This window comes from Herpetosiphon sp. NSE202 (genome assembly GCF_042688385.1).
Classification (GTDB): domain Bacteria; phylum Chloroflexota; class Chloroflexia; order Chloroflexales; family Herpetosiphonaceae; genus Herpetosiphon.
The window spans coordinates 142,621-165,639 of sequence record NZ_JBHUPY010000005.1; the positions used below are offsets into that span (position 1 = coordinate 142,621).

19 protein-coding genes are annotated in these 23,019 nt (G+C 51.3%); 11 read left to right on the plus strand and 8 right to left on the minus strand.

Annotated features, from left to right (window positions below; translation table 11 throughout):
* Positions 1-13: 13 nt before the first annotated feature.
* From ACFMKP_RS06705 to ACFMKP_RS06745, 9 genes are all read left to right on the plus strand, one after another.
* Positions 14-562 (plus strand): hypothetical protein, encoded by a 549-nt coding sequence (locus ACFMKP_RS06705; RefSeq protein ID WP_382290219.1) that lies wholly within the window; start codon positions 14-16, stop codon positions 560-562.
* Positions 552-1,010 carry a c-type cytochrome gene (locus ACFMKP_RS06710; protein ID WP_382290221.1) on the plus strand — a complete coding sequence of 153 codons (459 nt, stop codon included), beginning with the start codon at positions 552-554 and terminating at the stop codon, positions 1,008-1,010. Before ACFMKP_RS06705 ends, ACFMKP_RS06710 begins: the two co-directional genes overlap by 11 nt.
* Positions 1,011-1,014: 4 nt before the next feature.
* A complete protein-coding gene (locus ACFMKP_RS06715; protein WP_382290223.1) occupies positions 1,015-1,416 on the plus strand; it encodes a hypothetical protein in 402 nt (133 codons plus the stop codon).
* 68 nt (positions 1,417-1,484) lie between these two features.
* Entirely contained in the window at positions 1,485-2,006 is a 522-nt protein-coding gene (locus ACFMKP_RS06720; protein WP_382290225.1) for a copper resistance protein CopC, read from the plus strand.
* A 453-nt stretch (positions 2,007-2,459) separates the two neighbouring features.
* Complete coding sequence (locus tag ACFMKP_RS06725) at positions 2,460-4,175, plus strand: copper resistance CopC/CopD family protein (RefSeq protein WP_382290227.1); 1,716 nt, start codon at positions 2,460-2,462, stop codon at positions 4,173-4,175.
* Positions 4,175-5,176: an ATP phosphoribosyltransferase gene (hisG, locus tag ACFMKP_RS06730; protein ID WP_382290229.1), complete on the plus strand. Its 1,002-nt coding sequence runs from the start codon at positions 4,175-4,177 to the stop codon at positions 5,174-5,176. The genes ACFMKP_RS06725 and hisG overlap by 1 nt, the downstream gene beginning before the upstream one ends.
* Before the next feature lie 29 nt (positions 5,177-5,205).
* Positions 5,206-7,566, plus strand: a complete 2,361-nt coding sequence (locus ACFMKP_RS06735) for a reverse transcriptase domain-containing protein (RefSeq protein WP_382290231.1) — start codon at positions 5,206-5,208, stop codon at positions 7,564-7,566.
* A 397-nt stretch (positions 7,567-7,963) separates the two neighbouring features.
* Positions 7,964-8,974, plus strand: a complete 1,011-nt coding sequence (locus ACFMKP_RS06740; protein WP_382290233.1) for an aminoglycoside phosphotransferase family protein — start codon at positions 7,964-7,966, stop codon at positions 8,972-8,974.
* Positions 8,956-9,669 (plus strand): HAD family hydrolase, encoded by a 714-nt coding sequence (locus tag ACFMKP_RS06745; protein ID WP_382290235.1) that lies wholly within the window; start codon positions 8,956-8,958, stop codon positions 9,667-9,669. The genes ACFMKP_RS06740 and ACFMKP_RS06745 overlap by 19 nt, the downstream gene beginning before the upstream one ends.
* Positions 9,670-9,725: 56 nt before the next feature.
* Here ACFMKP_RS06745 and ACFMKP_RS06750 read toward each other — a convergent pair whose 3' ends face one another.
* Complete coding sequence (locus tag ACFMKP_RS06750) at positions 9,726-11,228, minus strand: carbohydrate binding domain-containing protein (protein WP_382290237.1); 1,503 nt, start codon at positions 11,226-11,228, stop codon at positions 9,726-9,728.
* 195 nt (positions 11,229-11,423) lie between these two features.
* On the minus strand, positions 11,424-13,385 hold the full coding sequence (locus ACFMKP_RS06755) for an acetyl/propionyl/methylcrotonyl-CoA carboxylase subunit alpha (RefSeq protein ID WP_382290238.1): 1,962 nt from the start codon (positions 13,383-13,385) through the stop codon (positions 11,424-11,426).
* A gap of 167 nt (positions 13,386-13,552) precedes the next feature.
* Between ACFMKP_RS06755 and ACFMKP_RS06760 the strand changes: the two genes are divergently transcribed.
* Complete coding sequence (locus tag ACFMKP_RS06760) at positions 13,553-14,536, plus strand: tetratricopeptide repeat protein (RefSeq protein WP_382290240.1); 984 nt, start codon at positions 13,553-13,555, stop codon at positions 14,534-14,536.
* Positions 14,537-14,631: 95 nt separating this feature from the next.
* Positions 14,632-15,807 carry a DUF4367 domain-containing protein gene (locus tag ACFMKP_RS06765; RefSeq protein ID WP_382290242.1) on the plus strand — a complete coding sequence of 392 codons (1,176 nt, stop codon included), beginning with the start codon at positions 14,632-14,634 and terminating at the stop codon, positions 15,805-15,807.
* 106 nt (positions 15,808-15,913) lie between these two features.
* Here the strand turns inward: ACFMKP_RS06765 and ACFMKP_RS06770 are convergent, their stop codons facing one another.
* The 6 genes from ACFMKP_RS06770 to ACFMKP_RS06795 all read right to left on the minus strand — a co-directional run bounded on the left by ACFMKP_RS06770 (position 15,914) and on the right by ACFMKP_RS06795 (position 23,003).
* Complete coding sequence (locus tag ACFMKP_RS06770; protein ID WP_382290244.1) at positions 15,914-16,705, minus strand: SDR family oxidoreductase; 792 nt, start codon at positions 16,703-16,705, stop codon at positions 15,914-15,916.
* 257 nt (positions 16,706-16,962) lie between these two features.
* Entirely contained in the window at positions 16,963-18,414 is a 1,452-nt protein-coding gene (gnd, locus tag ACFMKP_RS06775) for a decarboxylating NADP(+)-dependent phosphogluconate dehydrogenase (protein ID WP_382290246.1), read from the minus strand.
* Between the two features lie 123 nt (positions 18,415-18,537).
* Positions 18,538-19,710, minus strand: a complete 1,173-nt coding sequence (locus ACFMKP_RS06780) for a tetratricopeptide repeat protein (RefSeq protein WP_382290248.1) — start codon at positions 19,708-19,710, stop codon at positions 18,538-18,540.
* A 94-nt stretch (positions 19,711-19,804) separates the two neighbouring features.
* The gene (locus ACFMKP_RS06785; RefSeq protein WP_382290250.1) at positions 19,805-20,185 is read right to left on the minus strand and encodes a YkvA family protein; all 381 of its coding nucleotides are present in this window, start codon (positions 20,183-20,185) and stop codon (positions 19,805-19,807) included.
* Complete coding sequence (gene glpA / locus ACFMKP_RS06790; protein ID WP_382290252.1) at positions 20,182-21,729, minus strand: anaerobic glycerol-3-phosphate dehydrogenase subunit GlpA; 1,548 nt, start codon at positions 21,727-21,729, stop codon at positions 20,182-20,184. Before glpA ends, ACFMKP_RS06785 begins: the two co-directional genes overlap by 4 nt.
* 299 nt (positions 21,730-22,028) lie before the next feature.
* Positions 22,029-23,003, minus strand: coding sequence for a ribose-phosphate diphosphokinase (locus ACFMKP_RS06795; protein ID WP_204754487.1), 975 nt, complete (start codon positions 23,001-23,003; stop codon positions 22,029-22,031).
* Between the last annotated feature and the right edge of the window lie 16 nt (positions 23,004-23,019).

The following is a 23,019-nucleotide window of genomic DNA, read 5'->3' on the forward strand; positions in this document are numbered from 1 at the left end:
TGTGATACACTCTATGCTGAAACGCCTAGGTTTGGTGGTTTGTTGGGTGGTGTTGGCTAGTTTGTGGTGGACAAATCTAGCAGCAGCCCATGGCGGAAATTACGTCATCAGTGAAACCCGTAATCAATATTTTGTCGTCGTTTCATTGGCTCCTGGGCCGATGAGCGTTGGCCGTGGCGATGCAAGCATTGCCGTGCGTAGTAGCAGCGATTTTGCAGCCTTGCCAGTCGATGCGATCAGCTTGGTCTTAATTGACCCCGATGGCGAGGAATTTAGCTATGCGCCAGCGCCCGAAAGCCGCCCAGAAGATGCAATTTATGGCTCGCACGATCTTGATTTTTCGCGCAGCGGCGAGTGGCAATTTTTGCTGCGCTTGACTGAAGCAGGCCAAACCCAAGAATTTCGCACAACGGTTAATGTTGCTGGTGGCATTATGCGCTGGCTCAACGTCATTCTTTACATGGTACCAATCATTGTGCTCGCAATCTTAATTACCTTGGCTGCGTTACGCAATCGGATGTTGCGCAAGGCAGCGCTGGAGTCGGATTCCCATGCAACCTAAGTTTAAGCGCTGGCGATTAATTGGCTTGTTGTTGAGCATTGTAATTCCAGGCTTGATTGCTTGTGGCGAGGTTGCCCAACAAGCAACCCTGACCACAGGCGAGCCAGCCGTGCCCTATATCGAGCCAGCTTTTGGCGAGAAATTAGCCAGCGGCCAAGCCTTATTTGGCCAATATTGCGCCAATTGTCATGGCCAAAGTGGCGAGGGCATGGGGCCGTTTCCTGCGCTCAACGATGGCATGCATGCCTATTCCCACCCCGATTGGGAATTAATTTCGTTGATTCGCGATGGCAAAAATTCAATGCCAGCCTTTGGCTCGCAACTCAGCGAAGACGAAATTATTACGATTATCGCCCGCGTCAAGGCATGGTGGGGGCCGGGCAAGCTTTCCGAGCAACGCCAATTGTGTTTGATCTCACCGGGGCCTACTCCCACGTTGATGCGCTAAATTCATGAAGCAACACTGGCACAGATTAACCAATAAACAGGCATGGTTGCCGATTGTCGGCAGCGTGGTTGGCTTGATCCTCACTCATGGGATTGCGCTAGCCTGTATTGTGTATTGTGCAGTGATTCAATCTGATACCGCATTAATCGCCCACCATGGGCATCATCACCAACAGCCAATTCAGTTAATTATTGATGATTTTCAACATCTCCAACCAGCGCCGTTCAGCTCGGGTGTGCTTGAGCAAGGCCATGAAGTACCGCTTGCTTTAGCAACGATGCTGATTTTGCTCGTTTCAATGCGGATTGCGCGTTGGGTGTACCGCGATTTAGGCATGATTGGCCGCTCGTGGATTGAACGTCCGATTGCTCCGCCACCACGCAACCTTGGTTGCAATGCTTCATAAATTTCGTTTGATCGGTTTTGCATTTTTTGGCAGATCGCTGTGATCTGCTGCAACTAAGGATTTGCATAATGAAACGTTTAATTGCTTTGCTGGCGTTGGTGATTATTTTTGCTCAGCCTGGGGTCAGTTCAGCGCACTCCAAATTAGTTAGTTCAACTCCTGCCGATGGCTCGAAATTGGCAAGCGCGCCAAGCGAAGTCGTTTTGACCTTCAATGATGAGTTGGAATCGGAAGGCGTGAAATTAAGCGTCACCGATGCTAGCGGCGCAGTTGTTGATACTGGCGATGGTCGGGTTGATTTGGCTGATCTTGAGCGCAAAACCATGCGCGTTTCGTTGAAATCGGGCTTGAGCACTGGCAGCTACACGGTTAGTTGGTCGGTTACCGGCAGCGATGGCCACGAAGTAACTGGCGCAATTGGCTTTGCTGTGGGCGATGCAGCCGTGCCAACTCCTGCTCAACCAGATCATCACACCCCAGGCTTGCCAGCAACTGGCAGCAATGGCTTCAACGTTGGCATGCTGCTGGCCGCAATCATCATTTTCATGGCTGCTGGCGTGGCTTTGCGCCGCCGCTCAGTCCGTGCCTAAACGAGTATTCTCGATGCTCCAGCGTGCTAGGTTTAGGCCTAGCACGCTTTTTTACTATTGGGGTTGGGGATCGGTGTTTGCGTTGATCCCCTCACCCCCCAACTCCCTCTCCCACGAAAACGTGGGCGAGGGGGAGCCGCCGTTTTCAATGAAGAATTGCGGTAGAACCACGCGATTAAAGCCCCTCGCCCGCGCCACGGGCGGGGGGTTGGGGAGAGGGGATCGTCTTAAAATTCAGCCCCCTCTCCCACTGCACGCTTGCGAGGGGGAGCCGCCGTTTTCAATGAAGAATTGCGGTAGAACCACGCGATTAAAGCCCCTCGCCGACCACGTGGGAGAGGGGTTGGGGAGAGAGGATCTGAACGACTGAACGTACACCTAAGCCATACTTATGATACAACCCATAATTGAACTCTACGATTCAGTTTGTGCAACCGATAAGGAACGATAGATATGAAGCGGATTTTAGTTTTAGCTGTTTTTTTGCTCTGTTTGTGGCCAAGCGTGGCGGCGGCGCATGCGTTGGTTATCGAGAGCAGCATTGTTGATGGCGCGGCGCTCGATGTTGCGCCAGCCGAGGTTGTGCTGCGATTTAGCGAGCCGCTTGACCAAAGTTATAGCTCGCTGACGCTCTACAATGAGCAATCGCAGCCAATTGGGCTTGAGCAAACCACCTTTCCCGCCGCCGATGGTATGCAGGTGGCCTTGCCTGCCGAGCTGCGCCCAGGCGAATACACCTTAATTTACAAGGTGCTTTCGACTGCCGACGGCCACCGTTCTGCTGGCTCATTGCTGTTTAGCATCGGCACCGGAACCGTACCAACCGCGCCATCGGTCGAAGTCAGTGCAACTGCTGATGCTGGCCTCAGTTGGGGCGTGGTGAGTGGCCGCTCAATCGCCTTAACTGGCGGTTTGGGGGCAATCGGTGGCTTGGCGTGGTTGTTGATTTTGCTCTTGCCAGCGATTCAGCACAATCCTGAATCACGCTTACCGTTGCTGCTGCGGCCAACAATTTGGCTCACGCAATTCAGCTTGGTCTTATTGCTGATTGGTTCAATTTGGGAATTTGTGGTGCGGGCCAGCGATTTTGGCGATGGCACTTTGGCCTCAATTCAATATGCTGATGTGCTGTCGTCGATGGCAATTAGCCGTTGGGGCATTTTGGCGTTGATTCGCTTGGTTGCAATCACGCTCTTAATTCCGTTGACCTTCTTGGCTGCCTATCGCAAGCCAATGGGCTATTTGGCCTTGGGCTTGGCTTGTTTAAGTTTGTTGACGTTTAGTATGAGCGGCCATGCTGCGGCCAATATCGACGATCCAATTACGCCGGTGGCCTCAGATTGGCTGCATATGCTCACGGCTGCGGTTTGGTTTGGCGGCTTGATTGGCATGGCGTTGAGTGCTTGGGTCTTGCGCAAAACCGAAGCCGCAGCCCGCAATAGCGCTTTAGCTTGGCTAATTGCCCGCTTTAGCCCATTGGCTTTGTTTAGCATTGCCTTGGTGGTGCTGACAGGTACGATGCGCACCTTCGACCAACTGCCAACTTTGGCTGGTTTGTGGGAATCGCGCTACGGCCAAACCTTGTTGGTCAAGCTGGTGGTGATGGTCGCCACGCTCTTGCTCGGTTTTTGGCATTGGCGCAAGCTTAATCCGCGCTTGCAAGCTGCCAAAGATCAAGCAACTGCGGTTAAGATTGGTCTGACCTTGGGCTTAGAAAGCACATTGGCCATTGGCGTGATTTTGGTTGCCAGCGCTTTGACCCAAACGCCACATCCGGTTAAAGCCGCTCCCAGTGCAGGTGGAACCGCCCAGCCAACCTTGCCCACACCAACGCCGCGTGTGGCTCAGCCCTTCAATCTTACCGCCCAGCAAGACGGCTTGACCATGATCCTTTATATTGATGATAACCGCCCAGGTGAGCGTCGATTTAGTGCTGGCGTTAGCGATGCGAATGGCGTAATTCAGCCAGATCGGGTACGCTTACGCTTTGAATCGCTTGATCTCGAAGCTGGTCAACAAGTGGCAATTCTCGAAGCCGATGCTGATGGACTCTACAGCGCAACTTCGGGAGCGCTAAGCTTGGTTGGGCGCTGGAAGATCGAAATGCAAGTGCGGCGGGTTAATCTGCCCGATGTCACTGCTGAATGGACTGTGGAGATAACGCGCTAATGCTACGTTTTGCTGTGCCTTCCAAAGGTGCTCTTGCTGATGATACGTTTCGCTTTTTTGAAAGCTGTGGCCTGAAAATCTCGCGGCCAAATCCTCGTCGCTACACTGCTTCGATTAAAGCCTTGCCCGAGGTTGAGGTTTTGTTGAATCGTGTGCCTGATATTGTCGAGAAAGTCGCCGAAGGCTCGATCGATTTGGGCGTAAGCGGCTACGATCTGGTCGAGGAACTGGGCGGCGAGAGCGATGATCTGGTGGTGGTTTACAAAGATTTGGGCTTTGGCTATTGCGATTTGGTGCTGGCCGTGCCTGATCATTGGATTGACGTAACGTCATGGCGCGATGTGGCCGACTTGGCAGCAGAGTATGCGCGCTCTGGCCGCCAACTGCGGATTGCGACCAAGTTTCCCAATTTGGTGCGCCAATGGTGCCACCAACAAGGCATCAACGTCTTTGCTTTGATCGACTCGCAAGGAGCGACCGAAGCCGCGCCCTCGTTGGGCTATGCAGATATCATTGCCGATTTGACAGCCACTGGGACAACCCTCCGCGATAATCATCTCAAGATGATTCAAGGAGGCACGATTCTGCAAGCGCAAGCTGCATTAATTGCCAATCGGCGCTCACTGCGCGAAAGTTCACAAAAACAACGAGTTGTGCAATCGATTTTAGAGCTGATCGAAGCTCGCCATCGCGCCAAAACTTATGTTTCGCTAATTGCCAATGTGCCAGGCGCAGATGTCGCCGATGTTGGCGCGCGGGTGGTCGCGCATCCAGCCTTGGCTGGCTTGCAAGGCCCAACGGTTTCGCCAGTGTGGAGCCGCGATGGTGGCGACGGCTGGTATGCAGTGTCGTTGGTTGTCGATAGCGCCAACATTCTGCCAGCCATCGATCACCTGCGTTCGATTGGTTCAAGTGGGATTACGGTTTTGCCGGTGCACTATGTTTTTGCTGAACGCTCGCAAAGTTTTGCCGCATTGAGCGAATTAATGCACAAAAGCTAGCAGAATGTGGCTCCTTGCTGGAGGCACTGATGTTAACTGCAACGGAACAATTGGTAACTGCAATTAAATTGCGTGAGTTGGGCTTGCAACGTGAGCAAGCCCTTGCAACCTATGCTGAAATTAGCCAACAACTAGCCATACTTGAAGAACCCCATGCCCGCATTAAGCTCCTGCAGGAGCGATTGCAGCAATTAACCTTTGCCAAACAGCCGCTGCACCCGAGCATTCGCAACATGCGTTTATTGAGCGATCCGGCTACGCCTGCTAGCCCTGAATTAACCGCTTGGTGGTCGGCTGAGCTTGAGCGTGAATTGGCTAGCGGCCAGTTGCGCGCTGAATTGGTCTCGATATTTGGCGCAGTCTTTCAAGAGTGGCTTGATCATGCCGAGGTTAACGCGCCACACGCTGAGCAAGCCCAGCGCTTGGTCGAACACATTAATCAGCCTGGCATGGCAACCAAGCACGGGCCAGTCCTCGATCGTATTTTTCACGATCAGCTTGATCCTGAAAGCCGCGCCGAATTAACCAACATGCTGCATGCTGAGCCTGTATTGCTTGATGATGATTTGCGCGCTGCGATGTTGCGGCGAATTGCCAACGATAGCTTTTATAGCGCCGCGACGCGGGCCGAGGCGCGCCAAATCTTGAGCGATCCGATTATGCTCAAAGAATTAGCCGATGCTTTGCTGCTACTGCGTGAGCATTTAGGCAGTTGGCGCTGGCCCAAGGCTGGCGTTACCGCAGTAGCCCAATATGCGCGGACCAAATGGCGCTTGTTTTTGCAAGAAGATCTCGTGACCGCATGTTTGCATTACTTGGTTGCCGAGCAGTGGCAAAGCTATTTTGCCAAATTCTGCCAGCTCAATGCTACGTTGCCCTTGAAAAAACTCAAGCGCATCGCCCAAGATCGCGGCTACGATCGCAATTTGAACAAGCTGATTGGTGAAAGCTACACGCTGGCTAAAAGTGTCAATTTGTGGCATAGCCTGCGCCGCCCGCTCGCCCACAATGCAGCTGAACACCTTGAGTTATATGGCAATTCCAGTTCAATTTTTGCCAGTCGGGCCAGCGAAATTCAGCGCTTGCAACAGTGGAGCCAATTGGCCGAATATGATGCGCAATATGAACACAATCTTGAAATTGCGCTGCGTTTGATCAACGCCGAAATTCAGCTTGGCCTGCATGCCACTCCCGATCAACCAATCTATGTGCTCAAAACGGATTTTCGCGATTATTATCCTTCGCTCAATCAGCAATTTGTGTTGGATATTTTGCAGCGCATGGGGCTGAACGAGCAGCAACTTGGCTTTTTTGCTGAGTATATGGCTGTGCCGTTGCAGGTCAATCAGCAAGCGACCAAGCAGCAGGTTGGCCTGCCCAATCATCGGCCAATTTCAGACATCTTAGGCGAATTGGTCTTGCGTTTGCTGGAGCAGTATCTTGAATTGCATGCTCATGTGCAAATCGTGCGCTTCGTTGATGATCTGACGATTATTGCGACTGATCCTGATGAGCTAGTCAAAGCTTGGCAGGCCTTGCAAACATGGTGTGCGAGCTGTGGCTTGGCTTTGAATCAGCAAAAAACTGGAGCAATCGCGATTAATGGCCAATTGCCAAGCGAATTGCCGCAGCAAGCGCCACATTGGCTCTTTCTGACCCTCGATCAGCGCGGTGTATGGCAACTTGATCAAAGCTTGATTGGCGAATATATTAACCAAACCACCCAAGCGATCACGAATACACCTGCAATTCTTAATAAAATTGAGGTGTATAATGGGGCTTGCAGCTACCTATGCCAAGCGATTGGCCTACGGGTCAACCTTGGAGCCAGTCATAGGGAGCAGGTGCGCACAACCTTATGGCGTTATGGCCAACAAGTTATCCAACAAGGCAGCATGGTGGCCTATGTTGGCAATTTGATTCGTCAGCGTTTGCAGAGTAGTGTGCAATTGCCAGAGGCTTGGTTTCATTGGCCAATGACGGCTGGTAGTTTGGGCATTCAACAACCATTGATTATTGCGCATAGCTACCAAGAAGCGTGGCAAGGCCTAACAGCACCAACCGTGCCAGCAGAACGCTCGCCATGGTGGCAACAAAACGATAATCCATGGGCTACGTTTTATCGCCATTGGTTGCAAACAATTGAGCCAAGCGAACCAGAAGCCAATAGCGTGCTAAGCTCATTGACCGCTGATTTTATTGCTCGGGGCGGCGAAGTGCGCGCAAGCGAACAAGCTGGTTTATCGGCCTACTGGCGCTGGATATTGGCATTGTATGGGCCGCAAATTCTCGAACGTTGTGGAAGTTTTCGTTTTCTGTTTACAGAACTTGTGCCACTTCAATTAATTGCGCGTAAATCTGCCAATAGATTGCATGAGACGCTCGAATAAAATTCCACATGGGCAAAATCTCCATTCATTACCCGATAGTAATTTAAGGGTTGCTTTTTTAATATTAATCAAAGCCAAGCGAGGTGATTAATAACTCCTACAGGGGATAGTTAATCACCTCTGAATAGCAGGCTTAATCACCTTTTTCTACTCCCTTGACTGTGATTAACAACGCTAGCTAGCTATGTTAGTATTTGTAAACGTTTACACATAATTAAAAAGCCCTAACTATACTGTGAGCAAGCAGCATCTATTCAACCATTGCTCAAGAGGCTATCAATCGTAAAGTCGTGTGAAAGTTAGGCGCTGTACATTCTAGCCATTCCCCACTGCGCGGCAATGTGAGCCGCATAACCAATGGTGGTGGAACTCGTATAAAGGAAGGAGCGGGCGAACGATGACGATCATGCTGCTCTCAGATCATCGCGCATTTCCTGCGCTACGTGATCAAGCCCTGCCAAGTTTGGGGATTTTCACGTTACATCCAACGTTCAATGTCGAACCAATTATGAATACTCCCAGTGTGCAGCGCGTGCACGAGGCGCATAGCGGAGTCCATGTGGTTATTAAGTCGTTTGAGCATAAAACTGGCTTAGATGGTCGGCGCTTTTTGCCAGCCTATTCGCGGGTCTTATTGAACCGCGAAGCCACCACTTTGGCCCAATTGCACGCGCTTGGTTTTGCCCAAGCCCCCTATCTTGTGCCCCGCCCATTAGCCACCGACCCTGAGCGCCTGTTGCTAATTACTGAATGGTTGCCAGGCCAAAGTTGGGGCACGATTCTCGAAACCACCTTGCAAACCCGCAATTTAGGTCCGTTGATGGCCTATGTCGATACGATGACTGGCTGGCTGGCCACCTTGCACCGTCGTACTGCCACCACCGATAGCATTGATTCAACCAATGCATGGGAATATTGGGAGAAATTGCTGCGCCAATTGCGTGGCCAAGGCTTGCTCAACCATGCTGCATTGGCTAATTTGCGCATGCTGCAAGCCCATTGGGCCAACAGCGGCGAGCTAGAACAAGGCTTGCGCTCGATGATTCATGGCGATGCAACGCCAGCCAATATGCTGTTTACCGCCCCCGATGAGCTTGCATTAATCGATTGGGAGCGATCCCGCCACGATGATCCAGCGATTGATATTGGCTGTATGGTGGCTGAATTGAAGCATGCCTTCTTCAACATGCTTGGTGATGCAACCGCTGCCGAGTGGCTGATTCGTCGGGTCTATGATCGTTATGGCTTGTTGAACGATTTTGATCAGGCCGAATTTGCTTCGTTTACTCAGCGTGGCCAATTTTATATGGGCTGCTATTTGCTGAGGATTGCCCGTAACGAATGGTTTAGCTGGGACTATCGCCAACGCTTAGTGGCGGAGGCGCAGGCATGTCTGGTCGTCCGCTAGTCTTGTTTGATGTCTATGGCACGCTGGTTGATGTGCACACCGATGAGCATCAACCAGCGCTATGGCAGCATTTGGCCCAATGGTTGCGCTATCGGGGCGTGGCTTGTACTGCTGAGACTTTACATAAGCATTATTTTGCGGCGATGCAAGCCAATTTGCCAGCTCACGAACGCTATCCTGAATGGCAAACAGAGCGGGTTTGGGCTAGTTTGCTGGCCGAGTTTGGGCTTGATTCAGCTGAGGCGGTGAGCATGACCCAATTATTGCGGGTGCTGAGCATCAAACATCTGCGGCTTTTCCCCGAAACCAAGCAAGCCCTGGAACTTTTGCGCCAGCACTACCAACTTGGCATTGTTTCCGATGCTCAACGGGTGATTGTGCTGGCCGAATTGGCTGAACTAGGCATAGGCGAGTATTTTGCGCCAATGATCATTTCCTCGGATTATGCCTATCGCAAGCCCGACCCTCGTTTGTTTGCCCATGCTTTGGCGCAAGTGCCAGCCTCAGCAACCAAAACTTGGTATATTGGCGATAATTTATTGCGCGATGTTCAAGGTGCGCAGCTTGCTGGGTTGCATGCAGCCTGGGTTAAACGCCCCCAAGCTACCACTGAAGCCTCGCAGCATACCCCCGATTTGATTGTGCCCGATTTGCTGAGCTTTGCCCGCCATCTCATCGAGCAACACTCAACATAAAACGAACGCAGTCGTTAACAACTGCGCTCGTCAAAGCTAACGATTAATCTTTGCGCTTAGGGGCAAATAGGCGTTGCCTGCTCACGAACAGCTACCGCATCGAAATGATAATCGCTGTTCAACGCTTGTAGCGCGAACTCAACCCTGAACTTTGGATGATCGTTTGTGGACTGTAAAACTGCCTCGACACATTGCCAGCCAGTGCCGCTAGTGGTGAAATTGGCGGAGCCATTTTCGTCTGGCCAATTCCCCTGCCCCCACAATTTTATTGTTCCATTCAATGCTATACCGTTTGGCGAGCGAATCCATGTTGCAAGCCGATACGTGCGATTGGCTTTGACAGGATAATTATCAACTTGGATGTCTTGAATAACCGAGCTGCAGTTGAGCGAACCATTACGATTGGCCACGAGATAGCCAGTGCCTTCAAAGGCGGCATTTATGCCACGATTCATATAGCAAGGCCCAGATGGTAACCAGCCATCTGTTGCTTGTTCAATTGATGGGTTTCGTAATGGAATGTTAGGGCAAAGCGGGGTTGCTTGTTCACTCAATTGGACATAATCAAAATGATAATCACCACCCATCGATTTGAGATAAAACTCAGCTCGGAACTTTGGATGATTGTAGGTTGGGCGCAACACTGTTTCAACACATTGCCAGCCAATCCCGCTAGTGGTGAAGTTGGTGGAGCTATTGTCATGTGGGAAGTCGTTAAGCCCCCACAATGTAAGCGTGCCATTCAACGGATTTCCATTTGACGAACGAACCCACATTGCAAGTCGATAGGTACGGTTTGCTTTGACGGGATAGGTCTGATCTTGGTAAATGGAGCTACACGTTTCAGTGCCATTGCGATTGGCCACAAGATAATGATTTCCCTCATAGGCCGAACCTGAGGATGTGCCAATATAACATGGCCCAAAATGTGACCAGCCAAACGTCCCTTGTTTAAACGATGGATTTTGCAGCGGAATACTGGGGCAAAGTGGGTTTGTTTGATCACTCAATTGCACATCGTCAAAATGATAATCACCATTATTCGAGCGCAGATAAAACTCAGTTCGCAGGCTAGCAGATGTGTTGGTTGGAACAAATATGGTTTCAACACACTGCCAGTCTGAGCCAACGGTGGTGAAATGGGTATGTTTATTCTGATTCGAAGTTGGGCCTATGCCCCATAATGCCAGCGTGCCATACAGTGGCGTACCATTTGGCGAACGCACCCATACAGCTAGACGATAGGCAAAGTTAGCTTGGAGTGGGTAGGCTAAATCTTGGTAGCTCGAACTACAGGCTTCCGTATTATTGCGATTAGCCACCAGATACCAGTTGCCATGAATAGCCGAACCTGCATTGGTAGTGATATTACATGGACCATTGGTCAACCAGCCTTGAGTTGAATTTTCAAATGAGGGATTGATCAGGCCTAGTTGGGTTGTTATGTTGGTACTATTGAGTTGGGCTTGAAATTGCCTTTGGTCAAAGTTCAGCCCAACCAGATTGAACATCAAAGCCAGCAAGCCTAAAAAACTGAGTGTTCGTGCTCCAGCGTGCATACAATAATCCTCCAAACAATCCGAAATTGGAATTTTTGGCTGTGATGTAGTAGTGGCGATAGGATTAGTGTAGTTGGGGCTGAAGGCCATGAATAGTAGGGAACCTTGCAGGGTTTTGCTGCTAATTTGTGAGCCAAAAGGCTTTTAAACGAAAACCACGCCTTCAGATTAAAAGGCGTGGCTTGCTGCATTCGGCTATTCGGCGCTGATTTCGGCCAAGGCTACGCCGCCGCTGACTTGTTGGCCTTGACGATAGGGCAATTTGATGACGGTGCCAGCATGGGGCGCGGTCACAGTATGCTCCATCTTCATGGCTTCCATAATTAATAATGGCTGACCAGCGCTGACGTGCTCGCCTTCGGCAACGAGGAGTTTGATAATTGTGCCAGGCATGGGCGCTTCAAGGCTGGCATCGCCTTTGTGGCCACGCTGTTGCTCAAGGCTGGGTGCTGGCGCGGACATAATTTGATAGCCAACTCCTTGCCAAACCAAACTTTGCTGCTCAAGCTGGGCTTGGTAAATTTGGTCGGCAACCCGCACAACCATGCGATTGAGATGGCGACGCAGCACAACGATTTCGATGTGCTCGTCACCAATCGTGATCAGCCATTGTTGGGGGGCTTGCGGCTGCGCTTTGATCATAAGTGTTTGTTCGGCGCTTTGGTAGCGCAAGTGATGCGGCATTTGCGCAGCGCGCCATGGCACATTCCATGGGTCTGCAACTAAAGCAGCGGCAGGATCAGGCTCCAAATCAAACAAGGCGCGGGCTGCTAAGGCCAAATTAGGTGGTAATTGCTGCTGCTGCAATTGCTCGCCAATGGTGTGAGTTTGCAGAAAATCGGTGGTCGTTGCGCCTTCGTGGTAGGCTGGCGTGTTGATAATTGCTTGCAGCAGGGGAATATTGGTGGTAACTCCCGCTACCTCGAAATGTTGTAACGCATAGCGCAAACGAGCAATAGCTTGTTGGCGCTGCTCGCCCCAAACGATCAATTTTGCCAGCATTGGGTCATAATTAATCGTTACATGATCGCCGATCGTCACCCCGGTATCAAGCCGAATGCCTGGGCCTTCTGGCGGTGTGTAGCTGGTTAATTGGCCAATTGAGGGCAACATTTGCACTGGATCTTCAGCATACAACCGCACTTCAATTGCATGGCCAGTTTGCTGAATTGCTGCTTGATCAAAGGGCAAACGTTCGCCAGCAGCAATCGCAATTTGCAATTGCACCAAATCCAAGCCAGTTACCAATTCGGTCACTGGATGCTCAACTTGTAGGCGGGTATTCATTTCGAGGAAATAAAACTTGCCATCTGCATCGAGCATAAACTCTTGGGTGCCAGCATTGGAATAATTGACAGCTTGAGCCAAGCGTACTGCCGCTGCGCCCATCGTGGCGCGTAATTCAGGGGTTAAGGCGATTGATGGCGATTCTTCGAGCACTTTTTGATGGCGACGCTGAATCGAGCATTCACGTTCACCAAGATGCAGCATGGTGCCATGCTGATCGCCGAGAATTTGAAACTCGATATGGCGTGGGTGTTCGATCAGCTTTTCTAAAAGCACATGCTGATCGCCGAAGGCTGCGAGGGCTTCGCGTTGGGCTGCTGCCAAGGCTGGCAAAAATTCAGCCCCACTATGGACGCTGCGCATGCCTTTGCCACCGCCACCAGCTGAAGCCTTGATTAGCAAGGGAAAGCCAATCCGTTCGGCTTCGACCAGCAAGCGTTGTTCGCTTTGATCATCGCCGTTGTAGCCTGGAACTGTGGGCACGCCAACCGATTCAGCTAGCCGTTTGGCGGCGCTTTTGGAACCCATGGCCTCAATTGCGGCGGCGGGCGGCCCAACAAAGGCGATGCCTGCGGCGCTACAGGCGCGGGCAAAATTGGCATTTTCTGAGAGAAAGCCATAGCCTGGGTGAATTGCTTGCGCCCCAGTTTGTTGGGCAGCGGCCAGCACCGCCTCGATATTCAAATACGATTGAGCAGCGGCGGCTGGGCCAATTCGAATCGCTCGATCGGCCTCGCGAACATGCAAGGCGCGTGCGTCGGCATCGGAATACACGGCGATTGCCTCGATGCCCAATGAGCGACAAGCCCGAATTACCCGCACCGCGATTTCGCCTCGATTGGCAATTAACAAAGAGTCGAAGTAGGTCACCGTTGACACTCCGCACTAGCGATGCAGGCAGTTGCTTGCACCGTTCACGACAAATGCAGCCATTGATAGCGTTGATCAGTGGTTGCCACCATTATACCGCCCTTACTGCTTGTGCGGTGTGTCGCGAACCTCGGTTAAAATAGACTTGTTAATATTGAGGAAGCAGTATGACCGAACAATCAATTGATGAACTCTTGCGCTCGGCCAAAGCAGCAGCCAATCAAGGCCAGATTGAACAAGCGCGAAAATTATTAAGCAGCATTGTGCAACGCGATCCCAACCATGAGCAAGCTTGGCTTTGGCTCAGCGGCGTGGTCGATTCCGCCGATAAAATGCGCTATTGTTTGGATCGCGTGCTGGCGATTAACCCAGATAATCAGCTGGCGCTTTCGGCCTTGGAAGATTTTGATGATCTTGCCGAGCAGCGCTTTCGCAACCAAACCCAACCTTTGGAAAGCAAAACCGTGCCACTTCCTAGTGAAACTGTGCGGCTTCCCAGCGAAACCGTGCGGCTTGAAGATCAAGCGCCGCCAACCCCAAAAGCACCCAAGCCCAAACCGCGTGCCCGCACTGCTGCAATGCCGCGTCCACGCCCAGAATCGATGATCGAATCGGGTGTGGTGCATGGAGTGTTGCAAGGCCATCAGCGCGTAACGTGGGGCTATATTGGGCTTTGGGCTGGGCTAATTGCCGTGCATATGCTTTTGTTGCGTGCTCCAAATTTGGCCGAACAAAGCGTTGTTCAGTCGGTTGGTGTTGTATTACATCTTGGGCTAATTATTGCCATTATTCAACTGCCAGCATGGTGGTTGTTACTCAATAATCAAAGCCGCATTCAGCACGAAACCTTGGGCCGCACCAGCTATTTGGCCTTGCTAAGCGCCATGCTTTGGCGCAGCAGTTTGCTGTTGATTGCAGGCATTGGCGTGGGATTAATTGGCGTTTGGTGGGGCGAGCCATGGTTGGCGGTGTTACGCTTGGCCCAATTATTGATTGTGGCTTGGAGCGTGTTTAATTTGATGACCCAACTCTTGCGCCCAGCCATCCCTGGCCTCGACCTTGATCGGATTGCGACGGCCAAAATGACCCAAGCCACCTTGATTTGGTTTTGTGTTTGGGCGGCAAGCCTGATTGGCGCATGGCTTTGGTAGTTAATAGCTGTTCATCAATTTATTACATCGCTGACCTAGTTTGTACCCAAGGGCCGTGCTACTATAAAACCGTTCAATACTGCTAGGAGGACCCAATGTTCAAGCGAATGTGGAGCTTGATGCTCGCGTTAACAGTGGTGTTAGCAGGCTGTGGTCAAGAAGCCATCACTGCTGAAAACATCGTTACCAAAATTCGAGAAGGCCAAGCCAATACCAACGATGTTCATGCGGTTATGCGCGTCGACTACACCTCGGATCAAGCGACCGGCTTTATGAAGGCCGAAGTTTGGTCGAGCAAAACTGGCAACAAGGATGCTGATGGCAATGAAATCAAAGCCTTCCGCGCTAAAATCCTCGATGCCAACGATGCCAAAATGGTTGGCGTTGAAGTCGTCAGCGATGGCACCCAAGGCTGGTTATACGAGCCTGCTGAAAATAAAGTGTATGTTGGTACTGCTGCTGAGTTGAGCCAATCGCAAATGGGCCAACCAGATCAAGAGCAAGGCCAAGGCGGTCGTGGTCGCATGGACCAAACCGCAATGCTTGGTCAATTGCAAAGTGTGGTTGAAAAAGGCTTAGATGCCTTGACGATCACCATCTTGGGCGAAGAAAAAGTTGCTGGCTTTGATACTTATAAAGTAAGCATTGCACCAAAGGCAGATACCCAACAACAATTGCCAATCGATCTTTTGGTTGATATTAACGTATGGCTCGAAGATAGCAACTGGATGCCTGTCAAGTTTGTGCTTGATGCCAAAGATATGGGCAATGTCAGCTTTGCTGCCGAAACCCTCGAAATCAACAAGGGCATCGACAAAGCTGTATTCAGCGCTCAGCCACCAGCTGGTGCTGAAGTCGTCAAAATTGCCGATATGATCAAGGAAATGGAACAAGCTGCACCAACCACCGATTTGACCTTGGATCAAGCCAAGGCGCAAGCAGGCTTCAACCTGTTGGCTCCTAGCGAAACCTTGGGCACAAACTTGAGCGATGTTCAATTGCTGAACCTTGCCAAAGCAACCACCGTGATCCAAACCTACGCTGGCGCAGACCTCGAATGGACCTTGGTTCAAGCCAAAGGCGACGATCCAGATGCCAAGATCGAACGTGGCGGCACGGCAGTAACCGTTCGTGGCGTTCAAGGCACTTTGATTGAAGGCCGTGGGAATGTTGGGGTTGTCTTGACTTGGCAAGAAGCCGATGTAACCTTTGTTATCACTGGCAACATCGATGGCGAACAAGCCACCAAGATTGCTGAAAGCCTCAAGTAAGTTTCGATTACTCTTAAACCGAAGGCGTGCCTAACCATGTGTTGGGCACGCCTTTTTTGATCGTTGGCTAAATTTGGTTAATCCTAACATCCAATACACGTTGAAATTAGGCTAAGCCGCGATAGGCCCCGCCATCAATTAAAAATGTTTGGCCTGTGATATAGCCAGCGCGGGTTGAGGCAATGAAGGCAATCAAGGCTCCAATTTCAGCGGGCTGGCCCATGCGCCCAACTGGGGTGTTGTTGGTAATGCCAGCCGCTTCTTGCTCGAAGCTTGTGCCTTTGCTGGCTGAGCGCGCGGCAAAAATTTCGCTCACTCGCTCGGTTAAGGTAAAGCCTGGTGCAAGGTTGTTGACTGTAATGCCGCTTGGCCCAAGCTGAGTTGCTAACGAACGCACGAGTCCCACCACGCCAGGCCGAATCGCACTGGAGATCAGCAGATCATCCATTGGTTGCTTAACGGTGGCGCTGGTGATGGTGATAATTCGGCCCCAACCAGCAGTTTTTAAATGCGGCAAGGCTGCGCGAATCAGCCGCACAACGCTCATAAAGCTCAGATTCCAGCCCTGCTCCCACGCTGCATCATCGAGATTATCAAAGTAGCCTGGTGGTGGGCCGCCTGCGTTGGTTACTAAAATGTGCAAGCCGCCAAAATGAGCTATGGTTTGCGCGATTGCGTTTTGAATAGCTGCAGGATCAGTCACATCGGCGACAACTGCGAGCACCTCGCTGTTGGTTTCGGCCTGAATTGCAGCGGCAGTTTGCTGTAACGTGGCATCATTACGCCCGCAAATTGCAACCTTGGCTCCTTCGCGGGCCAATTCTAAGGCTGCTGCATGGCCCAAGCCTTGGCTGCCAGCCGCCACAAATGCCACTTTATCGGCTAAACCTAAATCCATAGTTAACCCCCTTAGAAAGTCAAAAGGCAGAAGGCAAAAATCAAAAGTCATAGCCAATTGGAAAGTCAAAAGGCAGAAGACAAAAATCAAAAATGCTAAAAGGCAGAAGGCAAAAATCAAAAAATCGAATGCAGAAATGAGTGGTTTGATCGTTGAATTAGTCTTTTCGGAATGATTGAGGGCTAAAGTCAAAATGCTTCTTCTTAATTGATCGAAGAAGCATTTTGACTTTTTACTTCTGATTTTTGACTTTAAATCTAGGCTTGGTACGTGCCGGCAGTGGTTGTGCCGCCTTTACCAGTCCAGTTGGTGTGGAAGAACTTGCCGCGTTCTGCATCAACCCGTTCGTAGGTATGTGCGCCGAAGTAATCGCGTTGGGCTTGCAACAAGTTGGCTGGCAAGTTGCCAGTGCGATAGCCATCGAAGAAGGCCAATGCGCTTGACAAGGCTGGAACTGGAATACCAGCAGTTACCGCGTGGGCAATCACTCGTCGCCATGCTGTTTGTGATTGCTGCACTTCGTTGCTGAAATAGGGGTCGAGCAACAAATTTACCAATTCAGGATTATTGCGATAGGCTTCTTCGATTTTGCCCAAGAAGGCTGAGCGAATGATACAGCCACCGCGCCACATCAGGGCAATTCCGCCATAATTGAGGTTCCAGTTTTGTTCATTGGCGGCAGCCCGCATTAGCATATAGCCTTGGGTATACGAAACGATTTTGGCTGCATACAAGGCTTCGCGCAAATCGTTGACCAAAGCCGTGCGATCAGCAGTTGGTTGTTCGGCTGGCCCGCTGAGCACTTTGGCTGCCTCAACCCGTTCGGCTTTGAGCGCCGACAAGAAGCGGCTAAATACGGCTTCGCCAATTAACGTTAATGGAATGCCATTATCTAAGGCTGAAACAACCGTCCATTTGCCGGTGCCTTTTTGGCCTGCGCTATCCAAAATCTTATCGACCAGCGGCGCACCATCAGTATCGCGGAAGGCTAGAATATCGCGGGTAATTTCGATCAGGTATGAATCGAGCTTGCCTTCGTTCCATTCGCCAAAAACCGTGCTCATTTCATCGGCGCTTAGGCCGAGCGAACGCATCACATCATAGGTTTCGCCAATTAATTGCATGTCGCCATATTCGATGCCATTGTGAACCATTTTGACGAAGTGGCCTGCGCCGCCTTCACCAACCCAATCGCAACATGGCGAGCCATCATCAACTTTGGCAGCGATGGCTTGGAAAATAGGCTTGACATGGGGCCATGCTGCTGGCGACCCACCAGGCATAATCGAAGGGCCATGGCGTGCACCCTCTTCGCCGCCAGAAACCCCGGTGCCGATATACAACAAGCCCTTGGCTTCGAGGTCAGCGGTGCGACGGTTGCTATCGCTAAACAACGAGTTGCCGCCATCGATGATAATATCGCCTGCTTCGAGCAATGGCACCAATTGTTCAATGGTGGCATCGACCGCGCTCCCAGCCTGAATCATCAACATAACCCGGCGTGGGCGCTTGAGCTTGGAAACCAACTCTTCTAACGAGTGTGCTCCAACCACGTTCGTGCCTTGGGCCTCGTTGTCCAGAAACTGGTCGACCTTGCTGGTGGTACGATTATAGACAGCGACCACAAAGCCGTGGTCGTTCATGTTCAAAACCAAATTTTGGCCCATGACGGCCAATCCGATTAAGCCAATATCGGCTGTTGCATCCATGAGTTCTAAGCCTCCGCACAAAGAATGGCCTTCGACTCTCTCGCTTAACTATACCAGCCACAGCATTGGGGCGGAGTAACAGCTTATTCTATTCTATACCAATCTTAGCATTTGAGACATGATTTAGTTAGGATCTTCAACATCATGAGCATACCAGATGCCATCTTCATTAACTAAGGTGATTGATTCATACATACTAGTCAATGGTGATCGTGCAATTCGATTATCTTTCGTAATGATGACCATTTCGCCTGAAATAATTCTTAGCTTGATCTGTTTATCTTTATCTTCTGAAATAACTTCATACTCAATCGGTGTCACATAGGCTTTAGCAATCAGAGGCGCAATGCTACCAAGACTATTATCAGTTGCTGCATTCAACCCCATAATCATTTCAGTTGCACTTTGTTCCGATCGAACACGGTAAGGTTTGCTAAAGTATTTTTCGACTAAAGGTTTACCTGTAATCTGGGCTCCATTGGCGGTGTATGTTTGTGGATTAGCAACCATTTTAATCATTGCATCGATCATCGCTGTGGTGCGATCCTGGGCGCTGACCTTTGGCGTTGGGGGGGGCGTTTTAACTGCATTGCTTAAGTAAGCAAAGCCAATACAGAGCGCAACTAAGCCAAGGGTAGCAAAAACCAGCCATTTCAAAACCTTGGCTGCGCCGCTCGGCTGCACATGCGGATAGGCTACTTGGCCTTGCATTTGCCCCTGCTGGCCCATAGGTGGCGCATAGCCTTGATTTGGCTGCGTATAGCCAGCCTGAATCGGTTGGACATAGCCGATTTGTGGTGGCTGAGCATAGCCCGCTTGGATTGGCTGAGCATAGCTTGGCGCAGCAGGCATGCTGGCTGGCAAATTACTCAATTCTGCTAACGATGGCGTTGATGCTTGAGCCAATGGCCGAATGCCTGTACTTGGTGGGCTGGTCGGGAGTGGTGGCGTGGCGATAGTGCTGCTGGTTGGTGGTGATGCAACAGCTTGATTGCCAAACCATGCCGATTCTGGCAATTCAACGCTCGCAACTGCGGGCGGTGCTGGTGGTTCAGCTGGTGCATCAAGCAACTGCAAGCCTTGTTTGGCAGCAGCATTGGTCGGATCGAACGCTAAAACCCGTTGGAAACAATCGCGTTTTTGCTCGCTAGCTTCGACAACCTCAGCCAAGAATAGCCATGTTTCAACGTGTTTGCTATCAAGGCGTAAGGCTTGCGAAGCCAATTGCTTGGCTTTAGCGCGATCTCCTCCACGCAAGGCGTTGCGAGCCTCGCTTAATAATGCGGCGATTTGCATTGTTCTTCCCTCATTGATTGTTGGGTTTGCTTCGTGCCCTAGTATAGCATTGCTTTTCTGCTTCGTTAAGCGACTTTTGATTGAATTTTTTTAATTACCATATGTTGTGAAATACAAACCACACTATGCCAAGCCATAGCCCAATAATCAAGCTCGCAGCAAGATAACTCACGGGCTTCGTTTGGGCTTGGCTTTGTTGAACGTTGAGGCTATATTCGTGCCAAACTTCGTTTGGAATAAGTTTGATTGTTAACATAATCCCAAGCGGCAGTAGCAGCAAATCATCCACGTAGCCCAAAACTGGAATAAAATCGGGTATCAAATCGATGGGGCTGAATGCATAGCCCAGCGTGCAAAGCGCCAAGACTTTGGCATACCATGGTACTCGTGGATCGCGCCATGCAAGCAGCAAGACACTTATTTGTTGTTTGAGGTGACGCGCTCGCTGTTGCCAGCGAGCAAACTGTTGCTTCATGCTTGGCCTGCCTCAGGCTGCACATTCAGCAAATTGAGGTAAATCTGCTCATCAAGTCGGGCTTGGCGTAACTGATCGCCCCAAAGAATTGGCTGAATGCCTCGCCAGCGCTCCTGTAGAAAATCTTCAATGGCCGCAACACTCTGTTGTGGCTCGGCAACTTTGGCTTCGTAGGCCAACGCAGCAGTGCGCATGGTGCAAAATCCGCCTTGGCATGGCCCCATGCCGATGCGTGTATCGCGGCGCAAATCGTCGATGCTGGTTGCCCCTGCTTGCCATGCATCGAGCAGCCGTTGGCGCGTCACCAATTCACATTCACAAATCAAATCGCCATAGCTTTGTTCGGCCTCGATAGTGGCCAGCGGTGCCCCAACTGTAAATAAGCGGCGCTGATCGGGCGCTGGAATCGCTTCGTCGGCAGTACGACATGGCATCGTATTGCCAAGCTGCTTGGCAACCACATCAACCGTGCGCTCGGCCATCATGCGATAGGTGGTGTATTTGCCGCCGACGATTGAGACGAAGCCAGCCACGCCGTCGCGTTGGACGTGATCAAGCACCTTGAAATCGCGGCTTAGTTCGCGATCGTCGGTGGTAACTTGTTCGCGATAGAGTGGGCGCACACCAGCCCATGCGCGCAACATGCGGGCCTGAGCCAAGCCAGGAATCAAAATCTCGCCTTCATCTAAAACGGTGGCAATTTCATGGGCTAACATTGAGCGATCATCAGGGTCGGGCACGCTTTCATCGGTGGTGCCAGCAACGCACACCGTCCGCACTGGCACAATAATATCGCCATCGCCAGGCTGTTTGCAGCGATTGATCACGCTATTAACGAGGCGATGATTGAAGGCAACCATCACGCCCTTGCCGGCCACAATATCGACCGCCACTCCTGCCATGGCGGCAATTTTTCCAGCCCAAGCCCCAGCAGCATTAATCACCGCGCTGCAAGCTAGATTAAATTCCTCGCCAGTCAAATTGTTGCGCAAGCGAGCGCCAACCACCGTGCCTGCCTCGACAATTAATTCAATAACTTCGTGATAGAGTAAGGTCTGCCCGCCATACTCACGTGCTGAACGCACATTGGCCTCAACAGTCAAAAAGGCATCAGCTGAACCATCGGCAACCTCAAAGGCATGCGAAATGCCGCGATTGAGCGCTGGCTCACGTTGCAAGAGCGTGCTAACTCGCACTTGTTGAGCTGGCACGCCTGCGGCAAAACACAAGCCCAAAAATTCCTCAGCATAGCGTTTGGGGTCGTGCGGGGTTGACACAAAATAGCCATTGGTATCTTCGATGCAATGCGGAATAATGCGGCGCAAAATCTGGTTTTCGATTGCGCAATCGCGGGCGGCTTCGCGGTCGCGGCCAATATAGCGCGCCCCAGAGTGGAGTAAGCCGTGGTAGCGTCCGGTTGTGCCATCGGCCAGGTCGCGGCGCTCGACCAAGATGCAGCGCAAGCCACGCATTGCCAAATCGCGCAAGACCCCAGTGCCAGTTGCGCCGCCGCCAATCACTAAAACATCAGTTGAACTTGCCATGATCGAACATCCTTGTACCAGGTTAAACACCACGAAGATTTAATGCAGCAAGCGCGTTAAATCTTCGTGTGAAGCAGAGTAATTGGGTCATTAAGTGTACTGGTATATCAGGTTAACCACCGCCTGATTCCCTCACCCCAACCCCTCTCCCACATGGCGGGAGAGGGGCTTTCATCCCGTGATTCTGCCGCACGGCATGGTGAAAACGGGCGCTCCCCCTCGCCCGCGTTTTCGTGGGAGAGGGGGCTGGGGGGTGAGGGAACACGGTTGCCAATCCAATGAACCATTACAATTAAGCCTTACCAGCGGCCAATTTGTGGGCCAGCAGGGAACATTGCGCCAACCGAAATCCCGGTGTGAATCCGTTGAATGACTTCGCCCAAGAGCGGTGCAACCGATTTAACCACCAAGGCGGGCCAGCGTTTTTCTGGTGGCAAGGTGATGGTATCGGTGGTGACGAAGCGCTCGATTGGACTATTTTTCAGCCGCTCAACTGAATCGCCATAGAGCAATGGATGGATACAGCATGCGCGGACTGAACGTGCGCCGCGTTCCATCAATAGCTCCGAAACTCGAATCATGGTATGGCCGGTCGCAACTTCATCATCGACAATCACACAATCGTGGCCAGCAACATCGCCCAAAATTGCCAAATGGCCAACCGAACCATCTTGGTGGTTGATGCGGCGTTTTTCGACCAAGGCTAGGGGCATATTGACAGCTTCGGCAAAGTTGCGGGCTTTTTTGGCAAAGCCCAAACCTGGCGAAACGATGATGCCATTTTCCAAGCCCCACGATTTGACTTCGTTGGTCAGCAAGTGCATGGTGCTCATTTCATCAACTGGAACGCTGAAGAAGCCTTGAACTTGGCCTGCATGTAAATCGAGGGTCAGCACCCGCTGCGCGCCAGCGGCTACAATCAAATCGGCCAATAAACGGGCGGTAATTGGCACGCGCGGTTGGTCTTTTTTATCGGTACGGCTATAGGCGAGGTAGGGAATGACAGCGGTAATGCGACCAGCAGAAGCCCGTTTGAAGGCATCGAGCATAATCAACATTTCCATAATCAGGTGGTTAAGCGGAGAACCTAACGATTGCACCACGAACACATCTTGTTCGCGGACACTCTCTTCAATTTTGACAAAAATATTTTCATTAGGAAAAGTATGGATGCTCAGTTCACCGTGGCGGATGCCAATGTACGAGCTGATCGCCTGCGCCAGGGTTGGGTTGCCCGACCCACTAAAAATGCGCATTTCATCAAAACGGCTCACGCGGTGTTCTCCTTAT